Genomic DNA, 16,070 nt, shown 5'->3' on the forward strand with positions numbered 1-16,070 from the left:
CAAATCCCCACCGCTCATCAATAATGCATCGTCAGGCTGAAGAAGGCGCGTGTCGGCTTGCCGTTCTCGGTCGCCACGTCCAGATTCAGCGGTTTGTTGACCTCGAAGGTCGCAAACAGGTTTTCATGCAGATTGGCCCGGACGCCACCGCCGGCGGAGGCCAGCGTCACATGGCCGGACGGCCTGGTGTTCGACAGGCTCCAGACCTGACCGCCATCATAGAAGGCGTAGAACTGCACACCGCGCGGCAACAGCGCCAGTTGCGGCGAATATCGCAGCTCGATGGAACCGGCCCAGCCATTGTCACCGGAAATCTCGCCATCATTGTAACCGCGGCCGAAATTCGGCCCGCCCAGCGCGATCTCCTCCGACGCCAGCAGCGGCGTCTTCGTGAACTGGCTGGTGAACGTCGCCAGCAGGCTGAAATTGTCAGAAATCTGCTGCACGCGGGTCAGGTCGGCCGTGACCTTCAGATACTCGGCATGGCCCGCGATGCGGGTCGCCAGCGGATAGCCATGGTCCGTGGCGCCGAAAATATCCAACCCCTGGTGAAGCGTGACGCGGGCCGCCGTGATGCCCTGCCAATTATCGGACCGGTCATAGGAGAAGCCCGCGCGCAGGATGCGCAGCCGGTCCTTGCTGAATGGCAGGTCGGTCAGGTCGGTCTTCACGTTGCGGTATTCGAACTCGCCCACCAGCCGCAAATTCTCCAGCCGCGACCGGATCAGCGGATAGGCGACGGTCGCCACTTCCGACACGACCTCGCTGGCGATATTCAGTGTGGCCAGTTCCCGGCCGGGCTCCGACTGTGAATAGGAAGACGAAAGGCCCACCGTCAGCCCGTTGCTACCCAGGTTGGCCTGATAGTTGCCCGCCACCATCCAGGAGCGCTTGGCCGGTGTCGACATCTTGCCCATCAGCCCCAGCCGGTCCGCGTTCCCGGCAATGGAATTGGCCGTGACGGACGCGATCAGTTCCGAACTGCCCAGATAAGGTGAATTGCGGTTGTCGAAAGTCAGTGACGCATCGACCAGCTTGCGGTCGGCCGTGACACGGATCACCGATCCGCCCACGACATCGGCGGAAGGCTCCAGACTGCCCCGCACGGTCAGGCCCGGCAGGTCGTTGGCCAGCAGCAGCCGGCGCTCGATGGCGGCGATGCTGATCGGCTTCACACCGCGCAGCGGCTCCAGCAGACGCTCCACGGTGGCCCGCGCCGGCCCGATATCCAGATCATAGACGATATCGGAAACCGAACCCTCAACGACGATGATACGGAAAGTCCCGTCCTCGATCGTCTGTTCGGGCACGATGACGCGGCTGGTGACATATCCTTCACCGCGATAACGCAGTTCGATCGCGTTGGCCACGCCGAACAGGTCGCGCACCGTCACCTCCCTGCCGATCATGTCGGCATAGAGGGGGCGCAGCGAGGCGGTGTCGAAGGCCGTATTGCCCTCCACCGTCACGGCATTGAGGGTCAGGCGGAAATTCTCGGCCCCGTCGGGCGCCTCGGCGGCAGAGCCCTGAGGAACGGTGATGGCCTGCCCCGGGGCGGACGGGGTGGGCATCACCGGGCGGGGCAACTCACGCCCCGGCTCCACCCCCGATGGCAGGGTTGGCTGGACCTGTTGCGCCTGGGCCGAGCCCAGGCATAGGCCGAAAGCCAGGGTAGCGACCCCCAGAAGCGCGCCCTTGCGAAGGGCGCCCCTGTCGTGGAAAGGCGGGCGGGAATAATGATTGGCACTACCATTGAATGAAGAAACCATACCCCGCCCCTGGCTTAGAGAAACCCAAATCAAACCGGCCCATAAATCGACCATGTTAATTTGTTAACATGTCCGAGCAAGAATCATACCCGGATATGCCCTTCTCATTCTATGGGCCCGCAAAGGAAGGATCAATAAAAAGCTGACCTCCTTTGGCTCATGTACCGGCCATTATGCGCCATTAACATCACATTAATGGAATGTGACAAAGAAAAATACAATGAAATGTAAAATAAAAAGATACGGAATATGAATAAAATCTTATATTTATCTGATTTTATTTAAAAAACTGTCTCGATTTCTTCTCACATCTTCAGATAATTATTTGAATAAATATCGAATCAGACTTCCCATACCTGCGAAACATCCCCACAATCACGGCAGTCCCCAGGTCAATGCATGCGGGTTTAGGCAGGTTCATTATTCCCGATCTTTCCTTCTTGGGCAAAGTCGAGATAGCCACTCGTCACGATGCCCACCCCCGCCCGCATCGCATGCCGGACCCGCAGAGCGCGCGCACCACACCATTCGGCTAAGCCGCTTGGGAGAGGGGCGGAAGTGAAGTGTGCATCACAGCACGCGGCCACGATGATCAAGAAGCAACCTGGAGAAGACGGCACGGCACCACGCCATCAAGGCGACGGCAGGCTGGCCGTCCGGGATGCGGGATGGTCGGCCGGCAGGACCCGCCGCAGGGCCAGCGTGCGTGTCAGCCTGTTGACCTTCGCGGCATCCATCTCCGCCAGGATGGGCGCGGACCGGCGCTCCTGCATCAGGTCCAGCAGGTCGACAAGGATTTCCGGATCGGTTTCGTTCAGAAGGCGGGCTGCATCCTTCGGCTTCATGTTTTCATAAATGGAAACCAGCCGCGTCAGATCGGCACGTGCCATGGAGGCACGGCGGTCCAGCAGGCCAGCGACGTCGCGCCGCGCCTGTTCAAGGCGGGCAATCTGCGCCGCGGCCTTCATTTCAGCCGCGGCCATCATCTGCGCGCGCAGTTCCAGTTCGGCCTCCCGGTCCGCCAGGGCCTGCCGTTCGGCTGCCAGCAGGTCTGCCAATGCCGGATCGCAGCGGGCCGTGGCCGGCGCTTCGGGTGCCGAGGCGACGGGACCGGCCAGCAGGTCGGTATAGCCCCGGGCCATGCCCGCCGCCTCGGGCGGGGCCGGTGCGGCGGGCATGGCCTGCGCCGGCTCGGCCACTTCCGCGGCGGCATCGCCGATGCGCACCATGATGGTGGCGGCATAGAGCGGGATGGCCAGCGCGGCGGCCGTGGCGGCCAGCGGCAGCAGACGGGGCCCCTGGGTCAGCATCTGCTTCAGTTTGGCAAGATCAAAGGCCACGGATGGTCTCCCGGAACAGGCGCATCGCCGCACGCTCCCCCCCGCCGCCGGTTGGCGTGGGTGAACCCGCCGGCAGCGGGGAAAAGCCGGGCGCGGCGGCAGGAATTGGCGGGGTGGCACCGGCATTGCCGGCCGTCAGCGGGCCAAGCCGTTCCAGCGCGCGGCGCGCGGCATCGCAGGTGCGGTCTATCTCCACCCGCAGCCTTTCGGCCTCTTCCATGCTGCGGTCCAGCTCGCCGGCCATGTCATGGGCCGCCTGGCGCAGGCCGGTGATCGACCGTTCAGCCCCGTCCACCGCGTCGGAGCAGGCCCGCAACAGGCCGCGCAGTTCCGACTGCGCACCCCGCATGGCCGCCACCCGTCCATGCAGGCGCGCCAGGAAGAACAGGGTTCCCGCGAACAGCACCGCCAGGCTCAGGCTGACCAGCGGGGCCAGCGTCTCAACGCTGAAGGAGACCATGGATCACCTCGTCCTGGGTGCCCAGGTCGCTTTCGATACGGATGGCGACCCGGCCGTTGCGCTGGCCCATCTCCCCCTGGAACATCGCCACATGGCCGCAATTCAGCGTGGCCCGCGCATCGGCGCGCACATCCAGCGTCAATTGCGTGCCCGGCTTCCAGGCCAGGATGTCGGCCAGGTCGACCGTGGTCTGTGCCAGCACGGCCGACAGATCGACATTGGTACGGCGCAACTCGCTTTTCAGGTGGTTCTCCCACATGCTGTCGCGGCCGAACTTTTCGCCCATGAACTGCTGCAACAGCACGTTGCGCACCGGTTCCAGCGCCGCATAGGGCACCAGCAGGCTGATGGAACCGCCACGCCCGTCGAGCTGGGCGTTGAAGGTGACGGCGATGGCGGCATTGTTGGACCGGGTGACGGTGGCGAACTGGGGATTGGTCTCGATCCGCTCCGCCGTGAAATGCACGTCGGTCAGCGGCGCGAAGGCCGTGCCCAAGTCGCGCAGCACCATCTTGATGATCCGTTCGGCCAGCGCCCGCTCGATCACCGTATAGGGGCGCCCGTCGATGGGCGCCGGCTCGCTGCGCCGCCCCCCCAGCAGGATATCGACGACGGAATAGATCAGCTCGCTATCCACCGTCAGCAGCAGGGTACTGTCCCATTCCTCGGCCTTCACGACGGTGATCAGCGAGGGCAGCGGGATGCTGGACAGGAAATCGCCAAAGCGCACGGCGGCCGGGACCACGCCCGTCACCTCCACATTGCCCGAGGTCAGGTTGCGGAAGCTGGAACTCATCATCCGCACCAGCCGGTCGAAGATCACGTCCAGCATGGGCAACCGGTCGTAATTCACGAAGGATGAGTTGACGATCTGGTCGATGACGCTGCGTGGCTGCCGGCCCTCACCCTCCTCGAACTGAAGAAGCTGGTCGATCTCTGACTGGTTCAGGGTCTTGTCGGCTTCCGCCGCCAGCATGCTTTCCCATACGGCATGGACATCCTCACCATCCACGCCCCCCATTTCCGGGTCGCTCATCGCTGGCCTCCTATTGCAGGATCAGGGTGCGCAACAGCACCAATTCAACCGGCACCGGATCGGCGACCGCCCGCAGGCGGCGCAGCAGTTCGGCTCGCAGCGTTTCCACGCCGATGCGGCCTTCCAGATCGTTCTCGTCCAGTGCGCGCAGATATTGCTGCATCTCGTCCAGCAACAGCGGCTCCAGTTCCGACAATTTGCGGTTCTGGTCCGGGGCAGTGGTCAGGGTGACGCCGATCTTCATCAGCTTCACCGACGCCGTTGACCGCAGGTTGACCGTCAGTTCCGGCAGCATGACGAAACGGTCGGCAGGCGTGGCGGGGCCGGCCGCTGCCGGCGGGGCGGGCACGGTGTTCATGCGCCCGGCCAGCAGGCCGCCGACCGCCCCCAACAGAAAGACGCCGACAACCACAAATAGATGTTTGCGGATATTGAGACCCGGTGGCGGCAATCTCTTCTCCAGCCGGTCAAATGTACTTTCAGTCATCCCATCCCCCGCCGCAGGACATGCTTCAAGAACGGAAGTATTTTTCCCTGTCTTTTACCATCCGAACTGCATCGCCGTTTTTACGCCCGTTAAAAGTGCGTCGGCTAAGGTGGCTTCCGGTCCACGGGTGAAACATACCGGGGCTGGTTTCCAGAAACGTTAAAGAGCCGAGGCACCAGGGTGGCGAACCTCCTTCAGAACCTGATGGCGCTTGGACCGCGGCGGCTGGTCATGCTGGGCGCGGTCGCGATGGCGGTCTTGGCATCGGTGGGCATCCTCGCCTACACCGTTTCCCGGCCGGCCATGGGCATCCTCTATGCCGGGCTGGACGACGCGGAGGCCGGGCGCATCCTGGCCCAGCTCCAGGCCATGAAAATCCCGCATGAGGTGGGGGGCGATGGCGGGGCGATCCGTGTAGCCGCCGACAGCATCCCCCGCGTGCGCATGCAACTGGCGCAGCAGGGCCTGCCCAGCGCCGGCGGCGTGGGGTACGAGCTGTTCGACAGCCAGGGTGCGCTGGGCCTCACCTCCTTCATGCAGAAGGTGAACCGGCTGCGCGCGACGGAGGGTGAACTGGTCCGCACCATCCAGACCCTGAACGGCGTCAGGTCGGCACGGGTTCACCTGTCCGTGCCCGATGGCGACAGTTTCCAGGCGCAGACGGCACCGCCGGCCGCCTCCGTCGTGGTGCGTACCGTGACGGCAGGGCTGGAACGCTCCCAGGCGCTGGCCGTCCGCCATCTGGTGGCCGCGGCCGTGCCGGGCATGCGGCCGGGCGCCGTGACCGTGATGGATGCCAACGGGGTGGTGCTGGCCGCCGAGGGGGAGGCCGCCGACGGCCTGGCCCTGGTGCGGGCCGAGGAACTGCGCGCCGCCACGGAACAAAGGCTGGCCCGCGCCGTGGAGGAGATCCTGGTACCGAAATTCGGACCTGGCAATGTCCGGGTGCGGGTGGCTGCCGAGATCGACCTGGGCCGGGAGACGCTGCGCGAGCAGATCTACGACCCCAACGGCCGCGTCGAACGTTCCATCCAGTCCGTGAACGAGCGGGAAAGCAGCAGCGACCGCGACCGGGACACGCCGACGACCGTGGAGCAGAACCTGCCGCTGGAGGATGTGAACCAGGGCACGGCTGCCGGTTCGCGCAGCGAGACGGCCAGGGACGAGGAAACCACCAACTACGAGATCAGCAGCCGCCAGCGCGAGCGGGTGCAGGATGCCGGCGACATCCGCCGGCTGGCCGTCGCGGTGGTGGTCAACGGCACCTATGCCGCGGCGGCCGATGGCACCAGCCAGTACCAGCCGCGCAGCGACGCCGAACTGCGCCAGGTGGAGAATGTCGTGCGCACGGCGATCGGCTTTTCCCAGGCGCGCGGCGATCAGGTGACGGTGGAGAACCTGCAATTCCTGGCCGAACCGCCCCCGCCGGGGGATGGCATGGTCCTGGCGGGAACGGGCACGGCCTGGCCTGCCTGGCTGCCCTGGACCATCGCGGCCATCGCGGCCACCCTGCTGGTCGTGCTGGCCCTGCGCCCCATGCTGGGCCGGGCCTTCCCGGGGCTTGTCCCCGAACCGGCGCTGGCCGGTGCCGGGCCCGGCGCACCGCAACTGCCAGCCGATCCGGACACCACACAGGCCCCCCTTCTCGGCCACGATGCCGTGCCGGGCACCGAACTGGCTGCCGGTTCCGCATCGGCCGATATCGACGAGGGTCCCGGCGAGGCCTTCGACGAACTGGTCGACCTGCGGTCGGTGGAGGGCGGCGTCAGCGCCGCGGCGCTGCGGCGTCTGGCGGCCATGGTCGATACCCACCCCGAGGACAGCATCAATGTGCTGCGGGCCTGGATCTATGAAGGGACGAACTGACCCATGCGCCCTTTCCTTTTCGACACCCATTTCCCCAACGACAGCGCCGGCGAGCCGGCCCCGCCGCCCGAACCCGCCTTCCAGACCGGCGGGTTCTCCGAGGAGGATCTGGCCGCCGTCCGCGATCGCGCCTACCGGCAGGGCATGGAGATCGGCGAGCGCGACGGCTTCGAGCGGGGCCAGCAGGCGGCCCGCCAGTCGGTGGAAGCCCAGCGCGCCCAATCCCTGGCCGCCATCGACAAGGCCGTGACGGAGGCGCTGGGCGAGCTGTCGGCCTTCCGGCAGCAGGTGGAGCGCGACGCGGTGCGCGTCGTGACGGCCCTGGTCGCACGGCTGGCCCCGCCCCTGCTGGACGCCGCCGCCGATGCCGAACTGGACGTGCTGGTGAAGGACATCCTGCACGCCGCCATCGGCAGGCCCCGCCTGGATATCCGGCTGACCCCCGCCGCGGTGGAGCGGATGCGGCCGGACATCGACGCCATGGCCGCCCAGGCCGGTTTCCGCGGCGACATCCATCTTGTCCCCGACGCCGCCCTGCCGGCCGGTGCCGCCGCCGCCGACTGGGAGACGGGCGGGGCCGAACACGATCCCCGCACGCTTGAACGGGCCCTGGGCGATGCCATCGCCATCGCCGTCAGCCGGCTGACCCTGGCCGGCCGTACCGCGCGCTGACCCTTCCCGAAACCTTCACGCCCCATTTCGCAAGGATACCAAGCCCATGGCAACGCAGCAGGCCACCTTCCCCGGCGCCAGCCCCGCCCCCGCGACGTCGGAGGAGGAAAGCGCCGCCCCGCAGGAGCGGGAGGAGTTGAAGGCCATCTTCAACGTGCCGGTCAATGTCCAGGTCGTGCTGGGCTGCACCACCATGCCCGTCAGCCAGTTGCTGAAACTGGGACGCGGTGCCGTGGTGGAGCTGAACCGCAAGGTCGGCGAGGCGGTGGATGTCTATGTCAACGACCGGCTGATCGCCCGCGGCGAGGTGGTGATCGTCGACAAGGGTCATCTCGGCGTGACCATGACCGAGATCGTCAAAAGCGAACTCCGGCTGGTGTGAGCCATGGCCACCCGTTCAGAAGGACGGTCCCGGATGCAATCCCCCTTCGCGGCCCGCCTGCTCCGTCTGTTCCTGCCCGTCCTGGCGGCCCTGCTGCTGGCCGCCACGCCGGCCCTGGCGCAATCCATCACGCTGGACGCGGGCCAGGGCGGTGCCTCCTTTTCCGGGCGGCTGGTGCAGATCATGGCGCTGGTCACCGTGCTGTCGGTGGCGCCCGGCCTGCTGGTGATGGTGACCAGCTTCACGCGCATCGTGGTCGTGCTGTCGCTGCTGCGGTCCGCCCTGGGCCTGCAGCAGACACCGCCCAACATGGTGCTGGTGGGGCTTGGCCTGCTGCTGACCGCCTATATCATGGGACCGACCATGGATCAGGCCTGGCGTGACGGGGTCCAGCCGCTGGTCGATGGCCAGATCACCGAGGAACAGGCCCTTGAGCGCACGGTGGAACCGTTCCGCGCCTTCATGAAGGCGCATGTGCGGCCCAAGGATCTGGCCGCCTTCCAGTCGCTGGCCGGCATCGCCGGTGTTCCGCCGGGACAGGCACCACCGCCGGCACAGGCAGCACCGTCCGAGCCCGACCTGCGCACGCTGATCGCCGCCTTCGTCATTTCCGAACTGCGGCGGGCGTTCGAGATCGGGTTCATGCTGTTCCTGCCCTTCCTGGTGGTCGACATGATCGTCGCGGCGGTGCTGATGGCCATGGGCATGATGATGCTGCCGCCCGTGATCATCTCCCTGCCCTTCAAGATCATCTTCTTCGTGCTGGTCGATGGCTGGCTGCTGGTGGCGCAGAGCCTGATCCGTTCCTATGGGGGGACGGGATGAACGACCATCCCCGCCGCCCGCCGCCCGATCCCAATGCCCGCGCCGCAGCCCTGACCTGGCGCCGCGGCGACGACACGCTGCCCCGCCTGACGGCGGGCGGGCGGGGTGCGGTGGCGGAACGGATCGTGGCCCTGGCCTTCGCGCATGGCATCCCCGTGCGCGAGGATAGCGACCTGGCCACCCTGCTGGCCGCCGTGGAACCCGGCAGCGACATTCCCATGGAGGCGGTTCTGGCCGTGGCCGAGGTGCTGAGCCACATCTATCGCCTGAACAACCGGCTGGGCGGGGAGACGATAAAACCCGCCGGCCCCTTCCCTCCTGCCCCCTGACCTTCTTCACGCCCCTGCGGGAGATCATCCGATGCTGAAAGTGCGCACCGACCACAAGGGCCTGAACGGGCTGGAGAAGGCGGCCATCATCCTGCTGGCGCTTGGCGAGGAGCGCGGATCGCGCCTCATGGAACGGCTGGAGGATGACGAGATCCGCGAGGTCTCCTATGCCATGGCCGGCCTGGGCACCGTGTCGGGCAAGGTGGTGGAACGGCTGATCCGGGATTTCACCGAACGGTTCGCCGGCACGGGCGAACTGGCCGGCACCTTTGACACCACCGAACGGTTCCTGTCCAAGTTCCTGACGGGCGACCGGGTGCAGGAGATCATGGCCGACATCCGCGGTCCCGCGGGCCGGACCATGTGGGAGAAGATGAGCAATGTGAACGAACAGGTGCTGGCAACATATCTGCGCAACGAGCACCCGCAGACCATCGCCGTGGTCCTGACCAAGATCCGGCCGGAACATGCGGCCAAGGTGCTGGGCCTGCTGCCGCCCAGCCTGGTGCAGATGATCGTATCGCGCATCATCAAGATGGAAGCCGTGTCCCGCGATGTGCTGGAGGATGTGGAAAAGACCCTGCGCAGCGAGTTCATGGCCAACTATGTCCGCACGCTGGGCCATGACAGCCATGCCATCATGGCGGAAATCCTGAACCGCACCGACAAGACCCTGTTCGACACGATCATGGAACCGCTGGAGCGCCGCCTGCCGGAAAGCGCCCAGCGCATCAAGCAACTGATGTTCACCTTCGAGGATCTGACCATGCTGGAGCCGCAGGCCATCCAGGTGCTGATCCGAAATTGCGACACCGGCGAACTGGCCCTGGCGCTGAAGGGGCTGGACGAGCCCCTTCAGATGCGTTTCCTGACCAACATGTCCGAACGCGCCGGCAACCTGATCCGCGACGAGATCGACCTGATGGGTGCCGTCCGCATCGCCGACGTGGAGCAGGCCCGGCTGTCCATCCTGCGCACCGCAAAGCAACTGGCGGAGGAAGGGGAAATCCTGATCACCGACCGCAGCGACCCGAACAATTCCCTGATCTACTGACCGGCCGGCGGGGAAGGCGAGGATGAGCACGGACAGGTTCGGCGGCCCTTCTTCCATCGCCGCCATCAAGGCGGCGGGTGCCGGCCAGCAGGCGGCCCAGGCCGGGTTGGGGGCAACCCCGCGCCCGCCTGCCGCCATGGCCATGCAGGCCGGTGTCCTGGCCCGCCCGCCCGATATGCCGCTTCACAATGCCGTCACCGTGACGGGGGTGCTGGGGGCCGCCACACCCGATGGCGACCTGCCCCTGACCACCAGCAGCGGCACCCTGCTGTTGCGGCCCGTGCAGGGGGCCTGGCCGTCGGACCTGCCGGCGGGCAGCACGCTGTCCGTCACCGTCGGCCCCGGCGCGCGGGCCGGCAATGTGCAGGCGCAGGCCATGGCCGCGCCCGAACGCACAGGACAGGCCGCCAGCCCCGGCGCCCGTCCCCCCGCCATCGGTGCCGAACAGGCGTTGCGCGGTCTGCTGGCGGCCGGTGGGGATGCCATCATCCGCACGGGTGCCGCGGCGCGGCCCGCCGCCGCCGGCACCGCTGCCGCAGGCGCCACCCCCGTCGCGGCGCCTGCGCAGGTCGCCGCGGCCCCGGCCAGCAATCCGCAACTGGTGGCCAGTGCCGGGGCCGTGCTGCCGCCCCGGGTCGGGCCGGTCATCGCCGCGGCGGCAACGGCCGCGCCCGATGCGCCGCGTGCCGCCGCCGCGGCCCAGAGCGCGCAGGCCGTAGCCGATATCGGCAAGGGCGCCCGCGCGGGGACACAAGACCTTCAGCAGCAGGCGGCCCTGCAGCCGCAGAACGATGCGACCGGCCCCCGCCGGCCCGCCGCACCACTGGCGTCCCCGCCGCTGCCCGACCTGCCCGCGATGGCCGGCGCCCAGGCCGCGCGGCCGGACCTGATCCTGGCCCAGTCCCTGGCCCATCCGGGGATGGTGGCCCGCATGGCCGCCTTCCTGCCGCGTCCCGACCGGCTGGGGGGCGTGGCCCTGCTCCTCTATCTGTTCGGCGCCCGCAATGGGGGGGTGCGGGCCTGGCTGGGGGAGGAGCAGGTGCGCCACCTGACCCGCAGCGAGGCCAAGGCCCTGGCCGGGATCGAGGAGGCGATGACCCCCGCCCCGCGTCTGGCGTCCGACGGGTCGGTCTGGTCCACCCTGCTGGTTCCCTTCATGGATGGCGACCGCCCATCCGTCCTGCTGCTGGCCACCATGCCGGATGTCACCCTGCCCCGCGACCCGGAAACGCAACAGCCGGAGCCGGGAACGGAGGAGCCCACCGCCACGCTCTTCACCCTGGGGCTGGATCTGAGCACCCTGGGCCCGGTGCAGCTTCGCGGGCTGTGCCTGCCGGGCCGGCTGGTCATGGACCTGTCGGTCGCCAGCCTGCCCGACCCGGACCAGCGCGCCCATTTCCAGCGGGTGGTGGACGAGGCGCTGGCCGGGCTGGCGGTCCCGGCCAGCCTGCGCCTGCATTGGGGACGATCCCCCTTCATGGCCGACCTGATGCCCGACGGGGCTGCTGTGACATGCGATGCGCGCGCGTGACTTTTAACGTGGCTTTAAACCGGTTCGTATCAAATTTTAGAAAAATCCAGACCGGAAGAGAGAGCGCCTTCCGCCTTCGTCCCGCCATGGAGGAACCGATGTCCACCGCCGCTTCGCTTGAAATCGAACTGCACCACCTGCTCGACCGGGCCGCCCAGCTTGGCGACGAGCAGGGACTGGCCCGCCTGCATCAGATGCTGACCTGCCTGGCCGAGGGGGCAAGTCTGGTCAGCTACGAACTGGACGTGCCGGACGGGCTGGGCCATGTGCCGGCCCTGCAGCGCACCCTGCTGACCCAGAGCCTGCTGACCGCCACGGCCGCCGGCCGCTGCTGATCCGCAAGGTCGGCCGCCGCCGGGCGGGCGGGCCTGTCAGACCACCGTATTGCGGGCCTTCAGGTTCAGGACATAGGCGATCAGTTCGGCCACAGCGACATAATGCTCGGGCTGCACCTCGTCGCCGATCTCCACACCCGCGTGCAGCGCACGGGCCAGCGGCGGATTTTCCACCACGGGAACCGCATGCGTGGCGGCGACCTCCCGGATGCGAAGCGCAACAAGGTCGCGGCCCTTGGCCACGCAGACGGGCGCCGGCGCCTTGTCCAGATCATAGCGCAGCGCCACGGCATAATGGGTGGGGTTGGTGATGACCACGGTGGCATTGGGCAGTTCGGCGAACATGCGGTTGCGCGCCCGGTCGCGGCGCAATTGCTTGATCTTCGCCTTCAGGTGCGGATCACCCTCCGCCTGACGGAACTCCTCCTTCAGTTCCTGCATGCTCATCCGCTGCTGCCGGCGCCAGGACAGGCGCTGCCACAGAAGGTCCAGCACGGCGATGATGATGCTGGCCGCCAGCACAGCCAGCAGCAATTGCACCGTCACATCGACCAGCAGCAGCGGCAGCGCCGCCGGCGGCCCCAGGGCCATGGCCTCGGCCTGGTCCAGCATCGGGGCGACGACCAGCAGGAAGGCCAGGGTGACGGCGGCCACCTTGCCCAGCCCCTTCAGGAACTCCACCAGGTTGCGCAAGGAGAACAGGCGTTTCAGGCCGCCCAGCGGCGACAGCCGGTTGAGCTTGGGCTGGATGCGCTCGGCGGCGATGACGACGCTCCCCTGCCCCACCGCCCCCAGGAAGCCGGCCGCCAGCAGCAGGCCGGCGACCGGCAGCAGGACAAGCCCGACCCCGGCCGCCACCTCCGCCATCAGGGCAAAGGCATCGGGCGGGCTGGCCAGCACGATATCGCCGGGATTTTCCACCAGGGGCAGGAACGCCGCCGCCAGGCCCGCACCGATGGACGGGCCCAGCCCCCCCACCATGATCAGCGCGGCCAGCACCACCATGGCGGCTCCCGCCTCCCGGCTGACCGGCAGGTCGCCGCGCCGGCGCGCCTCGTCCAGCTTGCGCTGGGTGGGTTCCTCCGTCTTCTGGCTGTCATCGGTCTGTTCGCTCATCTCACCCGCCGAACCGCAGCAGCCAGCCCGCGAAGCCGTCCAGGAAGCCCGTCAGGATGGCGGCGATGGTGACAGCCAGGATGAACAGCCCGCCCAGGATGGAAATGGGCAGGCCGATGAAGAACACCGCGAATTGCGGCATGGCCCGGTTGATCAGCCCCAGCCCGGCATTATAGACGAAGCCCAGCACCAGGAAGGGCCCCGCGAACTGGGCCGCCATCCTGAAGGACAGGGCCACCGCCTCCGACGTCATCCGGGCCAGCATGCCCATGTCGGGCAGCGTGGCGGCCGGCATCAGGCGGTAGCTGTCGACCAGCGCGCGGATGACGGCATGATGCAGGTCGGTGACGAAGATCAGCACCAGCCCGCCCAGCATCAGGTAGGAGCCGGCCACCGACCCGCCCTCGAACCCCGTGCCGGGCAGGGCGAAGATGTTGGACAGGCCCATGGACTGGGAGATGACCTGACCCGCCATCTGCAGGCAGGCGAACAGGATGCGGGCGCAGACGCCCAGCACGGCCCCGGCGATCAGTTCGGCGAAGACATGGCGCAGCAGGTCGGTAACGGCGTCGGGTGCGGCGGCCGGCAGGCCCGGCACGATGGCGGCCAGCGCCAGCGACAGGCCCAGCGCCGCCGCCAGCCGCGTCTGCACGGGCACCGCCATCTCCCCGAATCCGGGCAGCATGGACAGCGCCGCCCCCACCCGGACCAGCACCAGCAACAGGCCGTAGATCTCGGCCGTCAGCAATTGGACAAGGGGCAGGGTCATATCTGGTCGATGGTGGTGACGGGGGCCTTGCGGTGCAGTTCGGAATGGCAGATCACGGGCGTGGACGGGCTGACCCGTTCCAGCAGCGACCGCACGAAGGGCCGCGCCGCCGGCGTGACCAGCACGGCCGGCCAGTAATCCGACGTGGCATGGGCCTGGATGCGCGTGCGCGCCGCCAGCAGGAAATCCTGCACGGTGGAAGGCGGCATCACGAACTGCCGGTCCTCCCCCTGTTCGATGATGTTGTCCAGGAAGGCCTGTTCCCATTCCGGGCCGACGGTGATGACGGGGATCGACCCGTCCGGCATGGCCAGGGCCTGGCATATCTGCAGCGAAAGGCGGGAGCGGACATGCTCGGTCATCAGCGTGACGTTGCGGGTCCAGGCCGCCGCCTCGGAAATGCCTTCCAGGATCAGGGGCAGGTTGCGGATGGATACCCGCTCGGCCAGCAGCGCCTGCAGCACACGCTGCACGACCGACAGGCTGACCTGACCGGGGATCAGGTCGGCCACCAGCTTCTGATGCTCACGGTCCATCTCGTCCAGCAGCCGCCGCGTGGCGGCATAGCCCAGCAGGGTGGGCATATGCTCCTTGATCACTTCGGCCAGGTGGGTGGTGATGACGCTGTCGGGATCGACGACGGTGAAGCCCTTCAACTCCGCCTCCTCCGCCTGCACCGGCTCGATCCAGCGGGCCGGCAGGCCGAAAGTGGGTTCGCGCGTGTCGGTGCCGGGAATGTCGATGCCCTGGTTGCGCGGGTCGATGGCCAGCATCTTGCGCACCTGCACCTCTCCCTTGGCCACCACCACGCCCTGAATGGAAATCTCGTAGATGTTCATGGCCACGGCCGCGCTGTCACGCAGGCGCACCGACGGCAGCAGGAAGCCGAATTCGGTGGCGAAGCGCTTGCGCAGCCTTCGCACCTTGGCCGACAGCCCGATGGCCGGATCCAGAATCAGGGAGATCAGGCCGCTGCCCAGTTCCACGCGGATATCATCCACGCGCAGCATGTCGGCCACCGGCTCCTCTGCCGTCGGCGCCTTGGCGGCCAGCAGCTCGTCATGGCGCTTCTGTTCGGCCAGGCGCGCGGCATTGCGCGGCAGATACCAGGCCAGCCCCCCGGCCAGCGCCGCCAGCACGAAGAAGGGCAGGAACGGCAGGCCCGGCGCCAGCCCCAGGAACAGCAGCAGCCCGCCGGCCACGCCCAGCGCCTTGGGATAGCCACCCAACTGGTTCAGCAGCGCCTGATCGATGGACCCCTGGTTGCCGCCCTTGGACACCAGCAGGCCGGCGGCCAGCGACACGATCAGCGCCGGGATCTGGGTCACCAGACCGTCGCCGATGGTCAGGACGGTGTAATTGTGGGCCGCATCCCCGAACGCCATGTCATGCTGGGCGACACCGATGATCAGGCCGCCCAGCACATTGATGGCCGTGATGATCAGGCCGGCAATGGCATCGCCCCGCACGAATTTGGAAGCGCCGTCCATGGCGCCGAAGAACTGGCTTTCCTGTTCCAGTTCCGAGCGCCGCCGCCGCGCCTCCGTCTCGTCGATCAGGCCCGACGACAGGTCGGCATCAATGGCCATCTGCTTGCCGGGCATCGCATCCAGCGCGAAGCGCGCGCCCACCTCCGCGATGCGGCTGGCGCCCTTCGTGATGACGATGAAATTCACCAGCATCAGGATGCAGAAGACGATCAGGCCGATGATGAAATTGCCGCCCATCACGAAATCGGCGAAACCCATGATAACATGGCCGGCCGCATCGGTGCCCGTATGGCCTCCCGACAGGATCAGCCGGGTCGAAGCCATGTTGAGCGCCAGCCGCAGCATGGTGGCGACCAGCAGCACGGTCGGGAAGCTGGAGAAATCCAGCGGCTTGTTGATCCACAGCGCCACCATCAGGATCAGAACGCTGATCGCCATGGACAGCGCCAGCCCCCCATCCAGCATCCAGGTCGGAACCGGCAGGATCAGGACGGTAAGGATGAAGACCAGCCCCAGCGCGAAGAACACATCGCGGTGGCGCATGCCTTCGGGCAGGGCGGTGGCGGCAGACATCGGGCGGGCTTCTCCGGCTTTATGTCCGGCAACGTT

Annotated in this window: 16 protein-coding genes; 8 read left to right on the forward strand and 8 right to left on the reverse strand. The window is 67.3% G+C overall.

The genetic code is table 11. From position 1 onward, the window contains the following. Positions 1-17: 17 nt before the first annotated feature. The 5 genes from ABC728_RS25500 to ABC728_RS25520 all read right to left on the reverse strand — a co-directional run bounded on the left by ABC728_RS25500 (position 18) and on the right by ABC728_RS25520 (position 5,092). Entirely contained in the window at positions 18-1,769 is a 1,752-nt protein-coding gene (locus ABC728_RS25500; protein ID WP_416621086.1) for a ShlB/FhaC/HecB family hemolysin secretion/activation protein, read from the reverse strand. A gap of 632 nt (positions 1,770-2,401) precedes the next feature. After that, on the reverse strand, positions 2,402-3,109 hold the full coding sequence (locus tag ABC728_RS25505; protein WP_416621087.1) for a MotE family protein: 708 nt from the start codon (positions 3,107-3,109) through the stop codon (positions 2,402-2,404). Then, positions 3,099-3,569 (reverse strand): DUF6468 domain-containing protein, encoded by a 471-nt coding sequence (locus ABC728_RS25510; RefSeq protein ID WP_416621088.1) that lies wholly within the window; start codon positions 3,567-3,569, stop codon positions 3,099-3,101. The genes ABC728_RS25505 and ABC728_RS25510 overlap by 11 nt, the downstream gene beginning before the upstream one ends. Beyond that, complete coding sequence (gene fliM, locus ABC728_RS25515) at positions 3,550-4,605, reverse strand: flagellar motor switch protein FliM (protein WP_416621089.1); 1,056 nt, start codon at positions 4,603-4,605, stop codon at positions 3,550-3,552. Before fliM ends, ABC728_RS25510 begins: the two co-directional genes overlap by 20 nt. Positions 4,606-4,615: 10 nt before the next feature. Further along, positions 4,616-5,092 carry a flagellar basal body-associated FliL family protein gene (locus tag ABC728_RS25520; protein ID WP_445376545.1) on the reverse strand — a complete coding sequence of 159 codons (477 nt, stop codon included), beginning with the start codon at positions 5,090-5,092 and terminating at the stop codon, positions 4,616-4,618. A 180-nt stretch (positions 5,093-5,272) separates the two neighbouring features. Between ABC728_RS25520 and fliF the strand changes: the two genes are divergently transcribed. The 8 genes from fliF to ABC728_RS25560 all read left to right on the forward strand — a co-directional run bounded on the left by fliF (position 5,273) and on the right by ABC728_RS25560 (position 12,086). After that, positions 5,273-6,958: a flagellar basal-body MS-ring/collar protein FliF gene (gene fliF / locus ABC728_RS25525; RefSeq protein WP_416621091.1), complete on the forward strand. Its 1,686-nt coding sequence runs from the start codon at positions 5,273-5,275 to the stop codon at positions 6,956-6,958. Between the two features lie 3 nt (positions 6,959-6,961). Then, on the forward strand, positions 6,962-7,630 hold the full coding sequence (locus ABC728_RS25530) for a hypothetical protein (RefSeq protein ID WP_416621092.1): 669 nt from the start codon (positions 6,962-6,964) through the stop codon (positions 7,628-7,630). A gap of 46 nt (positions 7,631-7,676) precedes the next feature. After that, entirely contained in the window at positions 7,677-8,012 is a 336-nt protein-coding gene (gene fliN, locus ABC728_RS25535) for a flagellar motor switch protein FliN (RefSeq protein ID WP_416621093.1), read from the forward strand. Between the two features lie 33 nt (positions 8,013-8,045). Further along, positions 8,046-8,837, forward strand: coding sequence for a flagellar type III secretion system pore protein FliP (fliP, locus tag ABC728_RS25540; protein WP_416621094.1), 792 nt, complete (start codon positions 8,046-8,048; stop codon positions 8,835-8,837). Continuing rightward, a complete protein-coding gene (locus ABC728_RS25545) occupies positions 8,834-9,166 on the forward strand; it encodes an EscU/YscU/HrcU family type III secretion system export apparatus switch protein (protein ID WP_416621095.1) in 333 nt (110 codons plus the stop codon). Before fliP ends, ABC728_RS25545 begins: the two co-directional genes overlap by 4 nt. 31 nt (positions 9,167-9,197) lie before the next feature. After that, positions 9,198-10,220 carry a flagellar motor switch protein FliG gene (locus tag ABC728_RS25550; RefSeq protein ID WP_416621096.1) on the forward strand — a complete coding sequence of 341 codons (1,023 nt, stop codon included), beginning with the start codon at positions 9,198-9,200 and terminating at the stop codon, positions 10,218-10,220. Positions 10,221-10,242: 22 nt separating this feature from the next. Further along, complete coding sequence (locus ABC728_RS25555; RefSeq protein ID WP_416621097.1) at positions 10,243-11,751, forward strand: hypothetical protein; 1,509 nt, start codon at positions 10,243-10,245, stop codon at positions 11,749-11,751. Positions 11,752-11,849: 98 nt separating this feature from the next. Next, the gene (locus tag ABC728_RS25560; protein WP_416621098.1) at positions 11,850-12,086 is read left to right on the forward strand and encodes a hypothetical protein; all 237 of its coding nucleotides are present in this window, start codon (positions 11,850-11,852) and stop codon (positions 12,084-12,086) included. A gap of 36 nt (positions 12,087-12,122) precedes the next feature. Here ABC728_RS25560 and ABC728_RS25565 read toward each other — a convergent pair whose 3' ends face one another. From ABC728_RS25565 to flhA, 3 genes are read right to left on the reverse strand one after another with little or no spacing between them, the layout of a single operon-like run. After that, positions 12,123-13,202: an EscU/YscU/HrcU family type III secretion system export apparatus switch protein gene (locus ABC728_RS25565; protein ID WP_416621099.1), complete on the reverse strand. Its 1,080-nt coding sequence runs from the start codon at positions 13,200-13,202 to the stop codon at positions 12,123-12,125. Between the two features lies 1 nt (position 13,203). Then, on the reverse strand, positions 13,204-13,971 hold the full coding sequence (locus tag ABC728_RS25570) for a flagellar biosynthetic protein FliR (protein WP_416621100.1): 768 nt from the start codon (positions 13,969-13,971) through the stop codon (positions 13,204-13,206). Then, positions 13,968-16,034 (reverse strand): flagellar biosynthesis protein FlhA, encoded by a 2,067-nt coding sequence (flhA, locus tag ABC728_RS25575; RefSeq protein WP_416621101.1) that lies wholly within the window; start codon positions 16,032-16,034, stop codon positions 13,968-13,970. Before flhA ends, ABC728_RS25570 begins: the two co-directional genes overlap by 4 nt. Positions 16,035-16,070 lie beyond the last annotated feature (36 nt).

This window comes from Niveispirillum fermenti (genome assembly GCF_052474395.1).

Bases quoted from the DNA above. Each gene is read 5' to 3' on its own strand.
- ABC728_RS25570 (WP_416621100.1), bottom strand. From the start codon at position 13,971: ATGACCCTGCCCCTTGTCCAATTGCTGACGGCCGAGATCTACGGCCTG.
- ABC728_RS25565 (WP_416621099.1), bottom strand. From the start codon at position 13,202: ATGAGCGAACAGACCGATGACAGCCAGAAGACGGAGGAACCCACCCAG.
- fliN (WP_416621093.1), top strand. From the start codon at position 7,677: ATGGCAACGCAGCAGGCCACCTTCCCCGGCGCCAGCCCCGCCCCCGCG.
- fliP (WP_416621094.1), top strand. From the start codon at position 8,046: ATGCAATCCCCCTTCGCGGCCCGCCTGCTCCGTCTGTTCCTGCCCGTC.
- ABC728_RS25530 (WP_416621092.1), top strand. From the start codon at position 6,962: ATGCGCCCTTTCCTTTTCGACACCCATTTCCCCAACGACAGCGCCGGC.
- ABC728_RS25555 (WP_416621097.1), top strand. From the start codon at position 10,243: ATGAGCACGGACAGGTTCGGCGGCCCTTCTTCCATCGCCGCCATCAAG.
- ABC728_RS25560 (WP_416621098.1), top strand. From the start codon at position 11,850: ATGTCCACCGCCGCTTCGCTTGAAATCGAACTGCACCACCTGCTCGAC.
- ABC728_RS25550 (WP_416621096.1), top strand. From the start codon at position 9,198: ATGCTGAAAGTGCGCACCGACCACAAGGGCCTGAACGGGCTGGAGAAG.
- ABC728_RS25520 (WP_445376545.1), bottom strand. From the start codon at position 5,092: ATGACTGAAAGTACATTTGACCGGCTGGAGAAGAGATTGCCGCCACCG.
- ABC728_RS25545 (WP_416621095.1), top strand. From the start codon at position 8,834: ATGAACGACCATCCCCGCCGCCCGCCGCCCGATCCCAATGCCCGCGCC.
- ABC728_RS25500 (WP_416621086.1), bottom strand. From the start codon at position 1,769: ATGGTTTCTTCATTCAATGGTAGTGCCAATCATTATTCCCGCCCGCCT.
- flhA (WP_416621101.1), bottom strand. From the start codon at position 16,034: ATGTCTGCCGCCACCGCCCTGCCCGAAGGCATGCGCCACCGCGATGTG.
- fliM (WP_416621089.1), bottom strand. From the start codon at position 4,605: ATGAGCGACCCGGAAATGGGGGGCGTGGATGGTGAGGATGTCCATGCC.
- ABC728_RS25510 (WP_416621088.1), bottom strand. From the start codon at position 3,569: ATGGTCTCCTTCAGCGTTGAGACGCTGGCCCCGCTGGTCAGCCTGAGC.